This is a genomic window from Eikenella sp. NML120348, from assembly GCF_001648435.1.
Taxonomy (GTDB): domain Bacteria; phylum Pseudomonadota; class Gammaproteobacteria; order Burkholderiales; family Neisseriaceae; genus Eikenella; species Eikenella exigua.
In genome coordinates, this window is record NZ_LXSP01000001.1 from 17105 (window position 1) to 34884 (window position 17780).

Below are 17780 nucleotides of genomic sequence, written 5' to 3' on the forward strand. Positions count from 1 at the left end.
ACTTAAAGATGCGAATATTAAAAAAACCAAGAAAATCAAAACAAAAGACTAAAATATCTTTTGGCAGCAAAGGCTGTTTGGGCGTGGATATTACGCCAACCGCCATTAATATGGTACATCTTGTTGGCAGCGTTCCGGGTAATCTTCGGTTGGAAAATTACACCATCCAGCCCCTACCTAAAGGCGTTATTATAAACGGCAACATCGAAGATCATGACCAACTCGTGTCATATTTACAACAAGCTTACCAACAGCTCGGTAGTGGTTGCAAGAATGTAACAGCAGCCTTGCCGCAAGCTCTAACCAACATACAAACGATTACTTATGATGTTCGTAGTTCTGATTTGCCGATAGATGAGTTCGTTGAACTGGAAGCCAGCCAAACCATCGGCTCCGATAATCTGAGCTATGATTTCCAAGTTACTGCTGAATTGCAAAACGGTAATGTGCAGGAAATCGTGATGGCTGCCGCCAAGCGTGACGATGTGGATTTGCGCACAGACTTGTTCTCGGATGCTGATATTCCATTGACACAAATGGATGTGGATACTTTCGCTGTTGTAAATGCTTTCTCTGTTTGGATCGATCAATTCGCTCCCGATTTGGAACATCAAAAACTGGCTATCTTCCATGTAGATGAAGATCAGACCAAAGCTTTGATCCTCCAAAATGGCAATCTTGTTTATAAACAAGAAACCAATTTTGGCAACAAGCAGCTGACCCACAATATCCAGCGCCAATATAAATTGAGCGAGGATGATGCGTGGAGTATGCGTTTCAAAAGCAATAAGCCCGCAGATTTCCAAGGCGCAGTAGCTGATCACTTTAATAGTCAGCTTACTCAGGAAATCCAAAGGGTTCTGCAATTCTATTACACCACGGTTAGCAGTGATTACCAAGATAGCATTAAGCACATCTTGATTTCTGGATGTCCGTTTATGCAGCCTTTCGGTCTTGCAAAAAGCGTGTACGCTCAAACAAATATCTCTACTCAGCAAGTGGAGCCTATTGCTAGCACACGAGGCAGCAAACAAACCGAAACTTCGAAATTTAATTTGGAATCCGGGCAACTAACCGTTGCATTTGGATTGGCTGTAAGAGGATTGTAAAATGATTCCATTGATTCAACTGAATATGCTCCCTTATCGTGAGGAGCAGGATAAGCAGAAAAAAGCTCAGTTTACCAGGCTGATGGTATTTTCCGGTTTGATAGGAGTTGGTTTGTTGGTGTTTACCTATGTATCGCTTAGTGGCTTGATTTTGAACCAAGAGTCCCGCAATCAGCAGTTAACTGCTGGTATCGAGCAACTAGATATTCAAATCAAGGAAGTAGAAACCTTGGAAGCTGAGAAACGTGACTTCTTGGCTCGGAAAGCCAAAGTAGAAGAACTGGAAAATAAACGTTTTGAAGCGGCTAGGATGATTGATTCTCTGAATACTGTTGCACCTGAAGGTGTTTACCTTACAGGGATTAAGGCAAAAGATGTCAGTACTTATACCCTGTCGGGCAAAGCTACCAGCGATAGCAAAATTGCCGATCTCATGCGTGTGATCCCGAGTACCAATGTATTTGGTCAGCCCTCATTAGATCGCATCAATAAAGTAGAATCAGTGCAAGAATTTGAATTGACCGTAGCAGTTTCTGCTTCTGCACCGATGAATGGCGACTATGCGAATGTTGCTCCTATTGTAATGCCGTCAGAGTCTGCTTCTGCTGCCAGCGACGTTTCCGCATCAATACCTAATACACCTGTAGCGCCTGCGTCATCTGCTACAGCCACTTCCTCCCCTGCGAATTAATGGAAGGATGAAATCATGGCACAAAAAATTGACCTTAACACCCTATATAAACAGAACAAGCTGGTTCAGCTTGGGGCTGGTATTGTTATTGTTGTTCTTCTTTTAGTTGCGGGCTACTTTGTTTTGTTTAAAGAGCAGTGGGAAGAGTTTGAGGCCTTGCAGCAGAAAGAAGAGCAGTTGAAGCAGGACTATCAGAGTAAAGCTGATCAAGCGGCTAATCTGCCGGTTTTGAAAGATGAACTGGAAAAAATCCGAACTGCATTTAATGTGTTGCTGAAGCAGCTGCCAACTGATGCAGAAATTCCGAACCTGATTCAGGAGCTGCATCAAGCTGGGGCCAAAAACAGTATGCGGATGAATAGTGTGAAGCCTCTACCCCCGGTGGATCTTGATAACGTACAACAATTGCCTTATGAAATTTCCATTTCGGGAAATTATGATCAAATTGCACAATTTATACGTGATGTGGGCCGTCTGTCCCGTATCGTAACTTTGGATAAGATCAGTCTTGCTCCTGCAGATGCAAAAGATAGTAATGGCGTACTCACTTTGACTGCTAATGCTAATACCTATAAGGCGTTGGCGCAGAGTGAGGTGGCTGCTGCATCAGCTGCATCACAAGCTGAATGATAAGAATGGTTCTTTATAAAGGATTTTATAATGAAGAAAAATATACTAAGGTTCTTAGCTATTATTTTTTTGCTGACGGCCTGTTCTTTGGCAGAGGGTGATTTGCAGCAGTGGATGGATAACGCCCGGGCTGAAGCAAAAAATAAAGTTCGTCAACCTCAGATACCAACTATTTCAAAGTCGCCTGAGTATATCGATCCTGTTATTAATGGTTTGAATATATTTGATTCAAAGCGGCTTCGTGTGAATCAGCAATCAGGTATTAATGCTCCAAACCCCGATAGGCCAAAAGAGATTTTGGAGAACTTTAGTTTGGAAAGCTTGCGTTATGTGGGCTCTATTAAGCGGGGTGGACAGGTTTCTGCTTTTGTTGAAGCCGGTGGGCATACCTATACCGTACATGTTGGCAATTATCTCGGTCAAAACTACGGACAAATTACAGCTATTACGCCGGATAAGCTGATTTTATCGGAGGTAACTGAAGACAGCTATGGTGCATGGCAACGTCGAACAGCGGAGTTGGAACTGAACACAACTCCAGATGCTTCTAATCAATCAAAACCTAATTAAACTTATCAAGGGATTTACGCTATGAAAATCAAAAAACTGCAATATCTAACTGCTTTAGGTATGGGCTTGGCCATACAAGGCGTACTAGCTGGTAATATTACAGATATTAATGTCTCTGCTTTGCCAAATAATCAAAAAGTTATCAAAATCCATTTCGATCGGGATGTGTTGAAGCCTAGCGGTTTCATTACTACTACGCCTGCTCGTATTGCTTTGGATTTCCAAAATACCGGTGCTAATCTTAGCCAACCGGTACTTCAATATAATGACTCCTTGCTTAGTCAAATCGCAGTTGCTCAAGACGGCAATAAGACCCGTGTTTTGCTCAACTTAAACAGACCAGGGCAATACAATGCTGAAATCAAAGGTAACGAAGTTTGGATTTATCTGAACGAGTCTGGTCAAGCATCTTCTGCAGCTGCCAGAACTACTGCACCCAACAACCAGATTCAGCAAGAGTCTCTGGGTGTAACTGAGCGTAAGCCTGCCGCAGGACAAACTGCTCTTGGCAGCAATACTGCAAACGTAGCAGTTGATTTTCACAAAGGTGCAAATAATTCAGGTGTGATTGAAATTAATACCGCCGGCTATCGTGGCGCTCCTGAAATTAAACAGCGTTCAAATAACCTGGTTATTTTACTGAAAAATAACCAATTGCCGATTGCTGCTCAGCGCAATTTGGATGTGACCGATTTCAGCACACCGGTTCGGACTATCAGTTTGCGCCGTTTAGGTAACGATACTGAGATTACCATTAAAAATCAAGGCGGCTGGGAGCATAAAACCAGCCAGTCTGCTGGTCGGTATACTATTACCGTTTCTCCCAAATCTGTAGTGGCCGAAGATGGTATCAACCGTAATCGCAACCGTAACTTTACCGGCAAACGTGTTTCTTTAGATTTCCAAGACGTAGATGTGCGTACCATTCTGCAAATTTTAGCTAAAGAATCCAATATGAACATTGTGGCTAGTGACAGTGTTTCTGGCAAGATGACCTTGTCATTAAAAGATGTGCCTTGGGATCAGGCTTTGGACTTGGTAATGCAATCACGCGGGCTAGAGTCACGTCGTAACGGTAATATTATCCGTGTTGCTCCTGCTGATGAATTTCGAGAAATTGATCTTAAAGCTTTGGAAGGTGCTAAACGTATCGAAGAGCTTGGTCCGCTGGTGTCTCGTACATTTCAGTTGAAGTATAAAGATGTTAATGAATTCCGCAAAATTTTGAATATTAATGAGAATGGTGGATCCAATAACAGTAATAACAATAACTCTTTATTGAGCAGTCGTGGTTCTGCTGTTATTGATCCGGCTACTAATACTTTGATTATTAAAGATAATCAAAACGTTATTAAAGAGTTTGAGCGATTAATTGAACAGTTGGATGTTCCTGCCCGTCAAGTGATGATTGAGGCTCGTATTGTTGAAGCTAAAGATGGCTTCTCCCGTGCATTGGGTGTGAAATTTGGTTATGATCGTAAATTCGGTTCAACCCGAGTAGGTAGTGGTTTGGGTGGGGGCTCCAGCACCACCGGTAACATCTTTAACCTTGCTCCGAACGTGAATCTGCCGGCAGCATCTGCGACTTCTTCGCTGACCATTGTTCGTGCCTTGTCTTCCGGTGCACTTGGTTTGGAGTTGACTGCCATGCAGGAGCAAAACCGTGGCAAGATTATTTCTAGTCCGCGCGTGCTGACTCAAGACCGTAAAGAAGCAACCATTAAAGCTGGTCGGGAAATTCCTTACCAAGAAGCTTCTTCCAGTGGTGCTACCAGTACCAGCTTCAAAGAAGCTGTATTGGGATTGACCGTTACTCCGCAAATCACGCCTGATGGCAATGTGATTATGGATATCAAGCTGAATAAAGACTCTGTGGATCAGGGTTGTAGCGTATTAGGTACTCCATGTATCAGCACCAAAGAGCTGACTACCCGTGCCATGGTAGAAGATGGTGGCACTATTATCTTGGGTGGTATCTATGAGGAAGATAACTCCAATACTCAGTATAAAGTACCTTTGCTGGGTGATATTCCGCTCTTTGGCCCCTTGTTCCGTGGTACTAAGCGCAACAATGAGAAGAACGAATTACTGATCTTCATCACCCCGAGAATCATGGGTAGTGAAGGTAACGTTCTGCGCTACTAAGCCACACTTCACCGATTGATTCGGTTACAATGCCTGCCATGGATACCATGGCAGGCAATATTTTTTTCATCGGATTGATGGGTGCGGGTAAGACCACGCATGGGAAGCAGTTGGCAGCGTTGCTACAACGCGATTTTATCGATAGCGACCAACTGATTTGCCAACGCACTGGCGTTTCTATCCCCACTATTTTCGAGCTGGAAGGGGATAGTGGTTTTCGTAAGCGCGAAGCTGCCATTATTGACGAACTTACCCGCCGCCATCCCATCGTCCTTGCCACAGGTGGTGGAGCTGTCTTGTCTCCCGACAATCGCCGTTGTCTGCATACGCGCGGCACAGTGATCTATTTGCACGCCACCCCAGAAATTCTATACCGGCGCATCCAATACGACAAAAACCGCCCCCTGTTGCAGGTAGCCGACCCACTCGACAAGCTGCAAACATCCTACCAACAGCGCGACCCGCTCTACCGCGAAACCGCCCACCTCATTTTCAATATTCCGCCGCAACACTCCTGCCCGCGAATCACCAAGCAACTGTTGCAGCTGATTCAACAACATAGCCAAGAAAACCGATGATGCAAACTCTGCACGTCCATACCCCCGGCCACAGCTACCCCATCCACATCGGCTTTCGCCTGCTTGATAATCTGGCCGAACACATCCGCCCACACATTAGCAGCAAAGCCGCCATCATCAGCAACCAGACCGTTGCCCCGCTCTACCTTGCTTCTATTGAAGCCGCCTGCCGACAACTCGGCATCAGTACCTGCAGCATCATCCTGCCCGACGGCGAACAATACAAAAATAACGAATCCCTCCAGCAAATCTACACTGGATTGTTGCAGCACCATGCCGACCGCCGTACCACCATCCTCGCTCTCGGCGGCGGCGTAATCGGCGACCTTGCCGGTTTTGCTGCCGCTACCTACCAGCGCGGCATCCCCTTCATTCAAATTCCCACCACCCTGCTCAGCCAAGTCGATTCATCCGTGGGTGGGAAAACCGGTATCAACCATTCCCTCGGCAAAAACATGATCGGCGCGTTTTACCAGCCCCAAGCCGTCATTGCCGATACTGCCACCCTACAAACCCTTCCTCCGCGCGAATTTTCCGGTGGCTTGGCCGAAGTCATCAAATACGCCCTGCTCAGAGACATTGATTTTCTCGCCCGACTCGAACAAACCATGCCCAGCATTATGCAGCAAGAGCAAACCGCTCTCGCTGATACCATCCGCCACTGCTGCCAAATGAAGGCGCACATCGTTGAGCAGGACGAAAAAGAACAGGGCATCCGAGCCCTGCTCAACCTCGGCCACACCTTTGGCCATGCCATCGAAACCCAAATGGGCTATGGCAACTGGTTGCATGGCGAAGCTGTGGCTGCCGGCATGGTGCTTGCTGCGCGACTTTCCGAGCATAAAGGCTACCTGAAAACCGCCGACACCGAACGCATCATCCGCCTGCTGCAAGCCGCACGATTGCCCGTTGCACCGCCGGAGTTTGTGATTGATACCTGGCTTGCCCACATGCAGCATGACAAAAAAAATCAAGCCGGCCAAATCCGTCTTGTTATTCTCAAACAGCTCGGCCAAGCTGCAGTGGAAGCTGGCTTCAGCCGTGAAGACATGGCAGCCTTGCTGCAAAGCATCTGATTGCCCATTGCAAGCGAGTTGGCTAATTTATCAAGTTGGTACAGCAATACAGGCCGATGCCATATCGGGAATAAAAATCTTAGTTTTGCAGAAACTCGCCTTTTTGTGGAAATCTTACTTTCAGGTAGCCTCTCATACAGCAGGCTACCTGAAAATTATTTTGGCTGTTGGGCATGGTTTAAGTTTAAGGTTTGCTGAAAAATAAGGCTTTGTCTTTGGTAATAATCCAGAGGATCAATATAAGCAGCAAACCAGTTTGGATGATTTTGCTATCGGGATGAGTGGCAAAAATTTCGTTGCCGAGGTTGGCAGATAGGTGGAACAACACAGCAATCAGGATACTGCGGCCGCTTTTCAGATACAGCCAGTTGGAAAGCAACACGAATACAATCATGCTGAACACAAAATTGGCGGTATATAGCGCGCCTTCAGCTACTACTTGGCTATGGTAGTAGCCTTGAATAAAGGCCAGCGGCAGATGCCACAGCGCCCAATATATGGTAAAGATCATGGAGGCGGCGAACATACTGAATCGGCTCAATAGCGCATCGGTGCCATAGCTGTGCCAGGCCAGCTCTTCAATGATGGCAGCAGAAATGAGGAGGAACCACGGCGAGACCATAGCTGAGCTAAATGAGGGGTTGCCGGAGATGTGGAATTGCGCCATGCTGTGGCCAAACAGCAAGGAGATAAATTGTGCCAATATCAAAGTAAACGGCAGGAGCAGAAGGGTGCACAGCAGATAGCGTTTGGGAAAACCGCCCAGCTTCAGCAGCCGGTTGGCAGCATCGGCACGCAAGCTGGGGTTGCTTCGCAGCAGCCATAATGCCAGCAACATCGGCGATACCAGCCCAATTATGCTTAAGCCGATTTGTATATACTTCATAGCCTTCGAAGGCTGATGATGGCTGATGTAGGCGGCGACGAACCACATCAGCCAGGGAAGAAGCAGGGAAAGGGAGAAGAAGGTGAGGGGGTGGTAGGTTTGTCGCATGATAGTTTGGTATTTGCTATGCTGGAAAAGTTTTCAGGTAGCCTGTCTCAGAACAAAAGGCTACCTGAAAAACAAAATAGCGGCTTGAAAAATTGTCTGCTTGCCGTTACCCGTTTCAGGTAGCCCTCTGCTTGGTTTGGGGCTACCTGAAAGCGTAAGTTTCAACGAAGTTAAAACCGTTCGCCGTTTAAAACGTGTAGCCAGTTTGCAGTTCTTCGTCGCCCACCAGCTCGAGCAAGAGTGTGTAGAGTGGGGCGAGTTCGCGGTAGCGGCGGGCGGTGCGGCGCAGGTAGTTGAGGAAGCGGGGGATTTCGGGGCGGTATTTGCCTTTGCCGTCGCGGTGCCACAGGCGGGCGAAAATGCCGGCCACTTTCAAGTGCCGCTGCACGCCCATCCATTCGAAATCGCGGTAGAAACTGTCGAAATCGGCAGGTACGGGCAGGCTGGAGGCACGGGCTTTTTCCCAGTAGCGCACGGCCAGGTCGATCACAAACTCTTCTTCCCATTCGATAAATGCGTCGCGCAGGAGGGAGACCAGGTCGTAAGTAATCGGGCCGTAGAGCGTGTCTTGGAAATCCAGCACGCCGGGGCGGCCCGGGGTGAGCATCAGGTTGCGTACGATGAAATCGCGATGCACATACACTTGCGGCTGGGCGGTAAGCATGGGCAGGAGGGTGTCGAGCGTTTGCCGCCACAGCTGTTGCTGTTTGAAGTTCAAGCTTTTGCCCAGCTCTTTGGCCATAAACCAATCGGGGAACAGCTGCATTTCCCGCCGCATCACGGCTTCGTCGTATTCGGGCAGCACGCCGGGGTGGCTGGATTTTTGCAGTTCGATCAGTGTGTCGAGCGCATCTAAAAGCAGGGCGCGTTGCACTTCGGGACGGGTGTCGTGTTCCAGTGCGGCCAAGTAGGGCACTTTGCCGAAGTCTTCCAAGGCGGCGAAACCGTGTTCGATATCGTGATGGAACACTTGCGGCACGTGCACAGCGGCAAAAATCTCGCGCACGCGCAAATAAGGCTCGATGCTCATTTTGTCGGGCGGTGCGTCCATGCAGACCACGCTCTCGCCGTTTTCGAATACGGCGCGGAAATAGCGGCGGAAATCGGCATCCGCTGCAGCGAAGGAAAGGGTGAAACTCCGCTGCGGATAACGTTTCTGCAGCCAGTTTTGCAATTCTTTTTCTCGTTCCATGATGTTTTTCGGGTTAAAATATGCGCCATTTTAAACCCGCTGTGAAAAATTGGGGTGATTCTTTGTCTTGCTTTTTCCGATTGAGCTCGATGGCGGCCGCCGTGTTGGCCGGTTTGAGCCTGCCGGCCATGCTGCAGGCCGAGCCGTTGTCGCTGGCGGCAGAGGGAGGGGCAGCCTGCCACAGGCCGGATGCGCCCAAACAGATGATTGCGCCGGTGAAAACCAGCGGCGAAGGTGCATTGGCCGAAGGTGTTACCCGCGTGAATGCCGACCGTGTTATCGGCCAGAGCGATGTGCGCGTGCGTGCTGAGGGCGATGTGGTGGTGGAGCGCGGCAACCAGGTGCTCAACGCGCAATGGATTGACTACAATCAGCCGCAAGATACCGTGCATGCCGGTGGCCGCTTCATTTTGGAGCAGGGCGGTGGGCGCGTGAGTGGCGAGAATCTGCGTTATAAGATGGACACCCGCCAGGGTGAGGCCACCAATGCCCGCTTCGAAGTCGAAAGCAGCAGCGGCCGCCGCCTGCAGGGCACCAGCCGAACTCTGCGCATAGATGGCGAAAACCGCTACCACTTGGAAAACGGCCGCTTCAACACCTGCGACTCGGGCGATGAGAGCTGGTATATCCGTGCCAAAAGCATTGAAGCGGACTACGAACGCAATGTCGGCGTGGCGCGTAATGCCTCGCTGGTTGTAGGTGGTGTGCCGCTGTTTTACACGCCGTGGATTGATTTTCCGCTCAACGGCAACCGTAAAAGCGGCTTTTTAGTACCTACCTTCAAAGCCGGCTCCAACGGCGCGGAAATCACCATTCCCTATTATTTCAACCTTGCTCCGAACTACGACTTCACGCTTACGCCCAAACTCTATAGCCGGCGTGGCCTGCAGCTGGCCGGCCAGTTCCGCTATCTGCGGCCTAAATACCAGGGAGATATAAGTTTGGCCGTACTGCCCAAAGACCAGCTTAGCCGGCACGCCACCCGTAGCAAAATCGATTGGAACCACCAACATCAATTCAGCCGCACCCTCAGCGGCGGTGTGGATTTCCACCAAGTATCCGATGACGATTACTACCGCGATTTCTACAACCGTACTGATATCGCCACCAATGTTAATCTCAACCGCCAGTTGTGGCTGCGCCACCAAACCGAATTGTGGACTGGCCGCTTCGACAGCTACGCCACTGTGCAGAAATACCAAACTCTGGCTAATGCCGACGGCTACAAAGGCGACCAACCCTATGCATTGTTGCCGCGCCTAAGCAGCCAGTGGCAGAAGCGTTTTGGCATCGCCAACTTCCAAATGTTCGGTCAATACAGCAACTTCCGCCACGATAGCAAACAGGAAGGCAGCCGTTTGGTGCTCAACCCCAGTGTGAGCGCGGAACTCAACCGCAGCTGGGGCTATGTCCGACCCAAGCTCGGCTTGCACGCCACTTATTACAACCTCGATAGCCACAACGGCGCACAGGCACGCAATTTCAGCCGCATACTGCCCACCTTCAGCGTGGATAGCGGCATGGTGTTTGAGCGGCCGGCCAGCTGGCAGGGGCGTGATTATGTGCAAACCTTAGAGCCGCGCCTGTTCTACACCTACATCCCCACCAAGCAGCAAAACGATATTCCGCTGTTTGATACTGCCGAAAACAGTTTCAATTACAGCCAACTATTCCGCGAGAACCGTTTCTCCGGCCACGACCGCATCAACGCTGCCAACTTCCTCACCATGGCGGTGCAAACCCGCCTGTATGATGCCCGGAATGGCGCAGAGCGTTTCTCCGCCGGCCTTGGTCAGCGCCTGTATTTCACTCGTGACGACGTATTGCTCGACGGCAGCCGTGTGCAGCGGCGCAGCGGCCATTCCGATTTGCTGGCCTTTGCCGACGGCCGGGTAACCGACAATATCTGGCTGAACAGCGAAGTGCACTACGACACCAGCCAAAATGCCGCGGCCAAATATCATTTCGGCCTGCGCTACAGCCCGGAGCCAGGCAAAACTGTGGGTGCGCGCTATCAATACCGCCGCCATGGCGAAATTTACGACGACGTATACGGCAAAGTGCGCCGGGCCGACGTGTATTTCCAATGGCCGGTGAGCCGCAATCTTTATCTAGTGGGCCGCCACAGCTATTCCTTCAGCGAACATAAGCCAGTGGAACACCTTTTGGGCATGGAATACATCAGCGGCTGCGGCTGCTGGAGCTTGAGTGCCGTCGGTCAGCATTATGTAAACGGCGTGAACTCTAGCAAAAACGCCTTCTTCCTCCAGCTGCGCCTGCGTGATTTAAGCAGCTTGGGCAACAATCCTTTTGAACAAATCCGCCAGTCGATTCCTGGCTACACCAACATTGATGAGGTAATGCGTAAATGAAAATGAAAACTTTGGTTTTGGCGCTGGGCATGAGCCTGGCTTTTCAGGTAGCCTCGGCCAACACCGTGCGGTCGGTAGACAACATCGTGGCCGTGGTGGAGAACGAAGTCATCACCCAGCGTGAGCTCGATCAGGCCGTGGCCCACACCCGCAGTCAAATGCCGCGCGGTACGCAAGTATCCGAGCAGGAATTGCAGCGGCAAACCCTGATGCAGCTGGTGAACCAATCGCTTTTGGTGCAGGCCGGTCGGCGCAACAATATCCAAGTGCCCGATGCCGAAGTGGAAGCAGAAATCGCCCGCATCGCCGCCTCCCGCCGCAAAAGCGTGGCTCAATTTGAAGCTGCCCAAGCCCGCTTTGGCATCAACAAAAGTGCCCTGCGTCGCCAAGTACGCGATAGCATGCTCGCCCAGCGCGTACAGCAGGGGCAGACCGCCGGCGAGACTAAAGTGAGCGAAGAGGAAATCAATGCCGCTATCGCTCGCGCCCGCGCCCAAGGCATTGCCTTGCCGCAGGCTACGCCCAAAACCCAATATCATGCCCAGCACATCCTGATTGCCAGCCAGGGTGAACGCTCCCAGCGGCTGGCGCAACGCCTGGCGCAAAATGCCCAACGCGGCGCCGATTTTTCCGCCTTGGCGCGCCAGTATTCGCAAGACAGCAGTGCTGCCAACGGCGGCGATTTGGGCTGGCTCTCTGAAGGTGAAACCGTGCCCGAGTTCGAGCGCGCCATGCGCGGCCTGAAGCCTGGTCAGGTAAGCGCGCCGGTGCACACCCAGTTCGGCTGGCATGTGATCCGCCTGGTGGAAGCCCGCACGCCCAACACGCCCGATGCCCGCATCCGCGCCGGCGTGCACGATGCCATTGCCGCCCAGAAAACCCAAGCCGCTATGCAGAGCCTGCTCCAGCAGCTGCATCAAAACAGCTTTATTTCCATTCGGATGCAGTAGGCGGATTGGCCGCAGAGGATGATTGGCCTATCCTTTGCGGCCAATTTACAGGCTACCTGAAAGTTTCAGGTAGCCTCAGGTTTGGCCAAATCGTGCTGCCATAGATTTGGTATGACCATACCAATGCCACACTTCTTTTCAGGTAGCCTCCAAGGCTACCTGAAACCCGTAAACCCAAGTAACAGAAGCCTAATAGAAGAGAACTACCATGCGCCCGCTTACCGCCACCATCCGCCTCAGCCACCTGCGCCACAACTACCAACTACTCAAACGCCTGCACGGCAACAAAATGCTCGCCGTGGTGAAAGCCGATGCCTACGGCCATGGTGCCGTGCGCTGCGCCCGTGCGCTGGCCGATTTGGCTGATGGTTTTGCTGTGGCCACGCTGGATGAGGGCATCGAACTGCGCGAAGCCGGCATCAGCGCGCCCATCGTGATGCTCGAAGGCGTGTTTGAGCCCGCCGAATACGCTGCGGTAGACAAATATCGCCTGTGGCCTGGCGTACAAAACCAATGGCAGCTCGAAAGCCTGCTGGCACACCGCTGGCGCGAGCCGGTAACCGTTTGGCTGAAAATGGATTCCGGCATGCACCGCGTGGGCTTCTTCCCGCAAAACTTCGCCCCCGCCCACCAAGCCCTGCGCCAAAGCCCGCAGGTGGCGCATATTGTGAACATGACCCACTTCGCCCGCGCCGACGAGCCGGAACAATCGATGACCGCCGCCCAGCTGGCCGCCTTCGACACCGCCGTGGCTGGCCTTTCCGGCGCACAGAGTCTCGCCAACTCCGCCGCCATCATCGCCCACCCCGCCGCCCGCCGCGACTGGGGGCGCGCCGGCATCGCCCTCTACGGCATCGACCCCTTCCCCGGCGCCTGCCCCGAACTCAAACCCGTGATGCGCCTCACCAGCCGCATCTTTGCCGAACGCACCCTCCAGCCCGGCGAGCCCGTCGGCTACGGCGCATCCTTCATAACCGAACGCTCCACCCGCATCGGCATTGCTGCCTGCGGTTATGCCGACGGCTACCCCCGCACCGCACAAAACGGCTGCCCGCTCACCGTAAACGGCCAACCCAGCCGCCTCATCGGCCGCGTGAGCATGGATATGCTCGCCGTCGAGCTCGACCACCACCAAGGCGTGGGCAGCGAAGTGGAGCTGTGGGGCGACGCCGTTTCCGTCGCCACCGTGGCCCAATCCGCCGGCACGATTTCCTACGAGCTGCTGTGCCACATCAAGCGGGCCAACTATGTGTATCAAGAGTAATCAATAAGTTGAAGGCTACCTGAAAAAAGCTTCAACAGCGTTTCTGCGAAGTTTCAACGCAGTTAAAACAGTTGTGCATTTTCAGGTAGCCTTTGGCCTGTTATTTGAGGCTGTATAAAGCTATCATTCATCGACAATACTACCCATGACAATACCCATGAAAAAACTCCTTCCCTTCCTGCTCTTCGCCCCCTTGTGCGCCCAAGCCCAACCGCTTGGTACAGGTACATACAAATACGTTGAATGGGGCGTCCACGGCGGTGCCGACATCCGAAAAATGCTGGTGATCGAGGTGTTGCCCAACAGCCAGTACTGCCTGCTTTCCATCATGGATTACAAAGAAGACAGCGCCGCGGGCAGGTGGCAGCGCAGCGGCAACAGCATTCGTCTCGGCAACGGCCTGCGCCTGCAGCAGAGAAACGGCCAAGTGTATGCCGGCCAACAAGTTGTGCAATACGAACCCTATGCCAGCAAAGACAGAGAAGACTATGCCGCCAGGGTTTGTAAAGAAATAGAAGGCAATAGCACGCCGTCTCGGTAAAGTTGTTCCGCTGCTTGGAGGCTACCTGAAAAAAGCAGCCCGGCATTTATCGCCGACGTTTTGCCAAACCCGCCCAACACACATCAAACCACCCATGCCGCCAACCCTTTCCCCCGAAAGCCTGATCGAAGCCGCGCTGCTCACTCAATCCGAGCCGCTGCCCGAACGCCGCCTGCGCGCCCTGTGCGAGCCGCCGCTTTCTGCCGATAAGCTCGAAGACGTGCTCGAAGCCCTACAACAACGCTGGCAGGGCAGGGCACTGCAATTGGTGCATACCCACGAGGGCTGGCGGTTTCAGGTAGCCTCTGCCGCCTTCGAGCGGCTTGGCAGCCTGGAAGAGCAGCGTACACCGCGATATTCCCGCTCCGTGATGGAAACTTTGGCCATCATCGCCTACCGCCAGCCGGTAACGCGCGGCGACATCGAAGCCATTCGTGGCGTGGCGGTGTCGCAAAACGTGATGCAAACCCTGCAAGAACGTGGCTGGATAGAAAGTGTGGGCAAGCGCGACACCATCGGCCGCCCCAGCCTGTGGGCCACCACCAAAACCTTCCTCGCTGATTTGCAAATCGACACCCTCGAATCCCTGCCGCCCCTGGCTGAACTGGGTGAGTTGGTGTTGCCTGAGTTGGGTATTCATGGTGCAACGGCAGAAGAAGAGATGGTGGAAGAAGAGGACGTGGAATAGAGCATTCGAGCGCGCCCCATATTTTCAGGTAGCCTGATGAAGGCTACCTGAAAAGTATCCGCTCCAGTACAATCCCGCCATCTTTCTGCTCCGTACAAGCCCACGTTTTAGCTTCGCAGAAACTCACTCCGTTCGTTTTAACTGCGTTGAAGCTCACGCTTTCAGGTAGCCTTCCTCATGAGCGCCGATTTCAAACAACAACTCAAGCTCACCGACGCCACCGCCGGCAAGCTCGCCAAGCTGCATATCCGCAGCCTGTGGGACGCCGTGCTGCACCTGCCCCTGCGCTACGAAGACGAAACCCATATCACCCCGATCAAAGACGCGCCCGTGGGCGTATCCTGCCAAGTGGAAGGCGAAGTGGCGCATCAGGAAATCCAATTCCGCCCGCGCCGCCAGCTGATTGCCCAAATCCGCGACCAATCCGGCAGCGTGCTGCACCTGCGCTTTATCCATTTCTACCCCAGCCAGCAAAAGCAGCTCGCCAAGGGCAAATGCATCCGCGCCATCGGCGAAATCCGCCACGGCTTTTTCGGCGACGAAATGGTGCACCCCAAAATCCGCGATGCCGAGAGCCAAAGCCTGGCCGAGAGCCTCACCCCCGTGTATCCCACCGTGTCCGGCCTCAGCCAGCCCACGCTGCGGCGCATTATCCGGCAAGCCCTCGAGCAAACCGATTTGGCCGACACGCTACCTGAAAGCCTGCTGGCCAAACTCAAGTTGCCGTCGTTGGCCGAAAGCCTGCACCTTCTGCACGCGCCGCCGCCCGAATACAGCATTGGCCAATTGTCGGATGGCAGCCTGCCTGCCTGGCAGCGGCTCAAGTTCGACGAACTGCTCGCCCAACAGCTTTCCATGCGCCTGGCCCGCGCACAGCGGCTCAGCGGGCAGGCCGTGCCGCTGGTGGGCGACGGCAGCCTGGCCGAGCCGCTGGTGCAGAGCCTGCCTTTTGCCCTTACTGCCGCGCAGGAGCGCGTGTTGGCCGAAATCCGCCAAGATTTGGCGCACCCGCACCCGATGCACCGCCTGCTGCAAGGCGACGTGGGCAGCGGCAAAACCATCGTGGCCGCGCTTTCCGTGCTGGCAGCCATCGAAGCGGGCGCGCAAGTGGCCGTGATGGCGCCCACCGAAATCCTCGCCGAGCAGCACCACATCAAATTCCGCCAATGGCTCGAGCCGCTGGGCATCAGCGTGGCCTGGCTTTCAGGTAGCCTCAAAAAGAAAGAAAAAGACCAAGCCAAAGCCGCGCTGGCCGACGGCCGCATCCGCTTGGCCGTGGGCACGCACGCCCTGTTTCAAGACGACGTATCCTTCCAAAACCTCGGCTTGGTGATTGTGGACGAGCAGCACCGCTTCGGCGTGGCGCAGCGCCTCGCCTTGAAAAACAAAGGCCGCGACGTGCACCAGCTGATGATGTCCGCCACCCCCATTCCGCGCACGCTGGCCATGAGCTTCTTTGCCGACCTCGATGTTTCGGTTATTGACGAGCTGCCGCCTCGCCGCACGCCGATTAAAACCCGCTTGGTCAACAACATCCGCCGCCGCGAAGTGGAAGGCTTTGTGCTGGCTACCTGTAAAAAAGGGCAGCAGGCCTATTGGGTGTGCCCGCTGATTGAAGAGAGCGAAGCGCTGCAGCTGCAAACCGCCACCGATACGCTCGCCGAGTTGCAGGCCGCCCTGCCCGAGCTCACCGTCGGCTTGGTGCACGGCCGCATGAAAAGCGCGGAGAAAGCCGCCGTGATGGCCGAATTTGCCGCCGGGCGGATTCATGTGCTGGTGGCCACCACCGTGATCGAAGTGGGGGTGGACGTGCCCAATGCCGCCCTGATGGTGATCGAACACGCCGAGCGCATGGGGCTTTCCCAGCTGCACCAATTGCGCGGCCGAGTGGGGCGCGGCGCTGCGGTGTCGAGCTGCGTGCTGCTGTTTGCCGAGCCATTGGGCGACACCGCCAAAGCCCGCCTCAAAGTGATCTACGAAAATACCGATGGCTTTGAAATCGCCCGCCAAGACCTCAGCATCCGCGGCCCCGGCGAATTTCTCGGCGCCCGCCAAAGCGGCCTGCCCATGCTGCGTTTTGCCGATCTGGAGCAAGACCTGCCCCTCTTGGAAGCCGCACGCCGGATCGCGCCCGAGCTCATCGCCCGCCACCCCGATATTGTGGAAAAACACTTGGAACGCTGGCTTGCCAGCCGCGAAGAGTATTTAGGGGTATGAGCGGGGAAAGACCACCTGAGAACGGATTCCGTTAAAATTGAAAGAAGTAGGCAAATTCAAAATATCGGTGTGGCAACACCGGCCTACAAAGGAAGTGGAGGGTAGGGAGGTGTGACCACGCTGCCGTTTGGGCGGAATTGGATGGGAGAAAAGATACTGCTACATATTTTGTCAAATTCTCACTGTATATAAGGATGGATAAATAAATATACACCTTTTGGTTTTATTACATTTCTCGGATTATGTCGCCGACACATTAAAACTCAAAATCCTATCCTATCGGGCAGGGTCATTATTCCTGCTGCACTTAGCTTGGCGGCGACCTGCCTGCCTCTATCTCCTACGGAGCTAAAAGCATTCAGGCTGCTTTGGGTTGGTATGGCTTTCCGCTCTTCAGTACGGCAAAGCAGTAAACGGACAATTTGCACATGATGCACAAACAATCTGCTTGCCCCGGCATTGTAAATGCCATGACGGCTGGCATGTACAATGCCGCCCTCGCCGTCTTACCAAACAGCTCAACAAGCTGGTAAAAGTGCGGGCCTTGGGCAAAGACCGCAACGAGCTCCTGCGTCTCACCGATATTAACCACGGCCAGGTAGTGGCGTAACCGATAAGAGCTATGTGATTGAAATCACGGGCACCAGCGACAAACTCGACAGCTTCCTCGAAACCGTACCCAAAGGCCTGATTCTGGAAACCGTGCGCACCGGCGCCGCCAGCATCGGGCGCGGCGAGCGGATTTTGAAGATTTGATGTTTGT

General features: G+C 53.1%; 15 protein-coding genes and 1 pseudogene. 14 read left to right on the top strand and 2 right to left on the bottom strand.

From position 1 onward, the window contains the following. Positions 1-8 precede the first annotated feature (8 nt). The 7 genes from pilM to aroB are packed head-to-tail and all read left to right on the top strand — an operon-like array spanning position 9 to position 6799. Positions 9-1109: a type IV pilus biogenesis protein PilM gene (gene pilM, locus A7P99_RS00070; RefSeq protein ID WP_067438439.1), complete on the top strand. Its 1101-nt coding sequence runs from the start codon at positions 9-11 to the stop codon at positions 1107-1109. 1 nt (position 1110) lies between these two features. Next, a complete protein-coding gene (locus A7P99_RS00075) occupies positions 1111-1800 on the top strand; it encodes a PilN domain-containing protein (RefSeq protein ID WP_067446171.1) in 690 nt (229 codons plus the stop codon). A gap of 15 nt (positions 1801-1815) precedes the next feature. Then, the gene (locus A7P99_RS00080; protein ID WP_067446176.1) at positions 1816-2430 is read left to right on the top strand and encodes a type 4a pilus biogenesis protein PilO; all 615 of its coding nucleotides are present in this window, start codon (positions 1816-1818) and stop codon (positions 2428-2430) included. Between the two features lie 30 nt (positions 2431-2460). After that, entirely contained in the window at positions 2461-3000 is a 540-nt protein-coding gene (locus A7P99_RS00085; RefSeq protein WP_067446180.1) for a pilus assembly protein PilP, read from the top strand. Between the two features lie 21 nt (positions 3001-3021). Further along, positions 3022-5145 carry a type IV pilus secretin family protein gene (gene pilQ, locus A7P99_RS00090; RefSeq protein ID WP_197481751.1) on the top strand — a complete coding sequence of 708 codons (2124 nt, stop codon included), beginning with the start codon at positions 3022-3024 and terminating at the stop codon, positions 5143-5145. 29 nt (positions 5146-5174) lie between these two features. After that, on the top strand, positions 5175-5723 hold the full coding sequence (locus A7P99_RS00095; RefSeq protein WP_067527504.1) for a shikimate kinase: 549 nt from the start codon (positions 5175-5177) through the stop codon (positions 5721-5723). Continuing rightward, entirely contained in the window at positions 5723-6799 is a 1077-nt protein-coding gene (gene aroB, locus A7P99_RS00100; protein WP_067446185.1) for a 3-dehydroquinate synthase, read from the top strand. The genes A7P99_RS00095 and aroB overlap by 1 nt, the downstream gene beginning before the upstream one ends. A gap of 184 nt (positions 6800-6983) precedes the next feature. Here the strand turns inward: aroB and A7P99_RS00105 are convergent, their stop codons facing one another. Beyond that, positions 6984-7793 (bottom strand): CPBP family intramembrane glutamic endopeptidase, encoded by an 810-nt coding sequence (locus A7P99_RS00105; RefSeq protein WP_067446187.1) that lies wholly within the window; start codon positions 7791-7793, stop codon positions 6984-6986. Between the two features lie 187 nt (positions 7794-7980). Beyond that, entirely contained in the window at positions 7981-8985 is a 1005-nt protein-coding gene (gene amgK, locus A7P99_RS00110; RefSeq protein ID WP_067446192.1) for an N-acetylmuramate/N-acetylglucosamine kinase AmgK, read from the bottom strand. A gap of 20 nt (positions 8986-9005) precedes the next feature. On the opposite strand from amgK, the gene A7P99_RS00115 reads away from it, so the two are divergent. From A7P99_RS00115 to ilvN, 7 genes and pseudogenes are all read left to right on the top strand, one after another. Beyond that, positions 9006-11357 carry an LPS-assembly protein LptD gene (locus tag A7P99_RS00115; protein ID WP_231863682.1) on the top strand — a complete coding sequence of 784 codons (2352 nt, stop codon included), beginning with the start codon at positions 9006-9008 and terminating at the stop codon, positions 11355-11357. Continuing rightward, complete coding sequence (locus tag A7P99_RS00120) at positions 11354-12307, top strand: peptidylprolyl isomerase (protein WP_067444928.1); 954 nt, start codon at positions 11354-11356, stop codon at positions 12305-12307. The genes A7P99_RS00115 and A7P99_RS00120 overlap by 4 nt, the downstream gene beginning before the upstream one ends. A gap of 208 nt (positions 12308-12515) precedes the next feature. Then, the gene (gene alr / locus A7P99_RS00125; protein WP_067527508.1) at positions 12516-13571 is read left to right on the top strand and encodes an alanine racemase; all 1056 of its coding nucleotides are present in this window, start codon (positions 12516-12518) and stop codon (positions 13569-13571) included. Between the two features lie 157 nt (positions 13572-13728). Continuing rightward, a complete protein-coding gene (locus tag A7P99_RS00130) occupies positions 13729-14112 on the top strand; it encodes a hypothetical protein (protein WP_067527510.1) in 384 nt (127 codons plus the stop codon). Between the two features lie 94 nt (positions 14113-14206). Further along, positions 14207-14800 (top strand): SMC-Scp complex subunit ScpB, encoded by a 594-nt coding sequence (locus A7P99_RS00135; protein WP_067686142.1) that lies wholly within the window; start codon positions 14207-14209, stop codon positions 14798-14800. Between the two features lie 177 nt (positions 14801-14977). Next, positions 14978-17017: an ATP-dependent DNA helicase RecG gene (gene recG, locus A7P99_RS00140; protein ID WP_067527515.1), complete on the top strand. Its 2040-nt coding sequence runs from the start codon at positions 14978-14980 to the stop codon at positions 17015-17017. Between the two features lie 502 nt (positions 17018-17519). After that, positions 17520-17773 (top strand): annotated as a pseudogene (gene ilvN / locus A7P99_RS09880) (acetolactate synthase small subunit); the annotation flags it as partial. Positions 17774-17780 lie beyond the last annotated feature (7 nt).

Bases quoted from the DNA above. Each gene is read 5' to 3' on its own strand.
- A7P99_RS00080 (WP_067446176.1), top strand. From the start codon at position 1,816: ATGGCACAAAAAATTGACCTTAACACCCTATATAAACAGAACAAGCTG.
- A7P99_RS00130 (WP_067527510.1), top strand. From the start codon at position 13,729: ATGAAAAAACTCCTTCCCTTCCTGCTCTTCGCCCCCTTGTGCGCCCAA.
- A7P99_RS00085 (WP_067446180.1), top strand. From the start codon at position 2,461: ATGAAGAAAAATATACTAAGGTTCTTAGCTATTATTTTTTTGCTGACG.
- A7P99_RS00095 (WP_067527504.1), top strand. From the start codon at position 5,175: ATGCCTGCCATGGATACCATGGCAGGCAATATTTTTTTCATCGGATTG.
- aroB (WP_067446185.1), top strand. From the start codon at position 5,723: ATGCAAACTCTGCACGTCCATACCCCCGGCCACAGCTACCCCATCCAC.
- pilQ (WP_197481751.1), top strand. From the start codon at position 3,022: ATGAAAATCAAAAAACTGCAATATCTAACTGCTTTAGGTATGGGCTTG.
- A7P99_RS00120 (WP_067444928.1), top strand. From the start codon at position 11,354: ATGAAAATGAAAACTTTGGTTTTGGCGCTGGGCATGAGCCTGGCTTTT.
- A7P99_RS00105 (WP_067446187.1), bottom strand. From the start codon at position 7,793: ATGCGACAAACCTACCACCCCCTCACCTTCTTCTCCCTTTCCCTGCTT.
- A7P99_RS00115 (WP_231863682.1), top strand. From the start codon at position 9,006: ATGCGCCATTTTAAACCCGCTGTGAAAAATTGGGGTGATTCTTTGTCT.
- recG (WP_067527515.1), top strand. From the start codon at position 14,978: ATGAGCGCCGATTTCAAACAACAACTCAAGCTCACCGACGCCACCGCC.
- alr (WP_067527508.1), top strand. From the start codon at position 12,516: ATGCGCCCGCTTACCGCCACCATCCGCCTCAGCCACCTGCGCCACAAC.
- A7P99_RS00075 (WP_067446171.1), top strand. From the start codon at position 1,111: ATGATTCCATTGATTCAACTGAATATGCTCCCTTATCGTGAGGAGCAG.
- A7P99_RS00135 (WP_067686142.1), top strand. From the start codon at position 14,207: ATGCCGCCAACCCTTTCCCCCGAAAGCCTGATCGAAGCCGCGCTGCTC.
- pilM (WP_067438439.1), top strand. From the start codon at position 9: ATGCGAATATTAAAAAAACCAAGAAAATCAAAACAAAAGACTAAAATA.
- amgK (WP_067446192.1), bottom strand. From the start codon at position 8,985: ATGGAACGAGAAAAAGAATTGCAAAACTGGCTGCAGAAACGTTATCCG.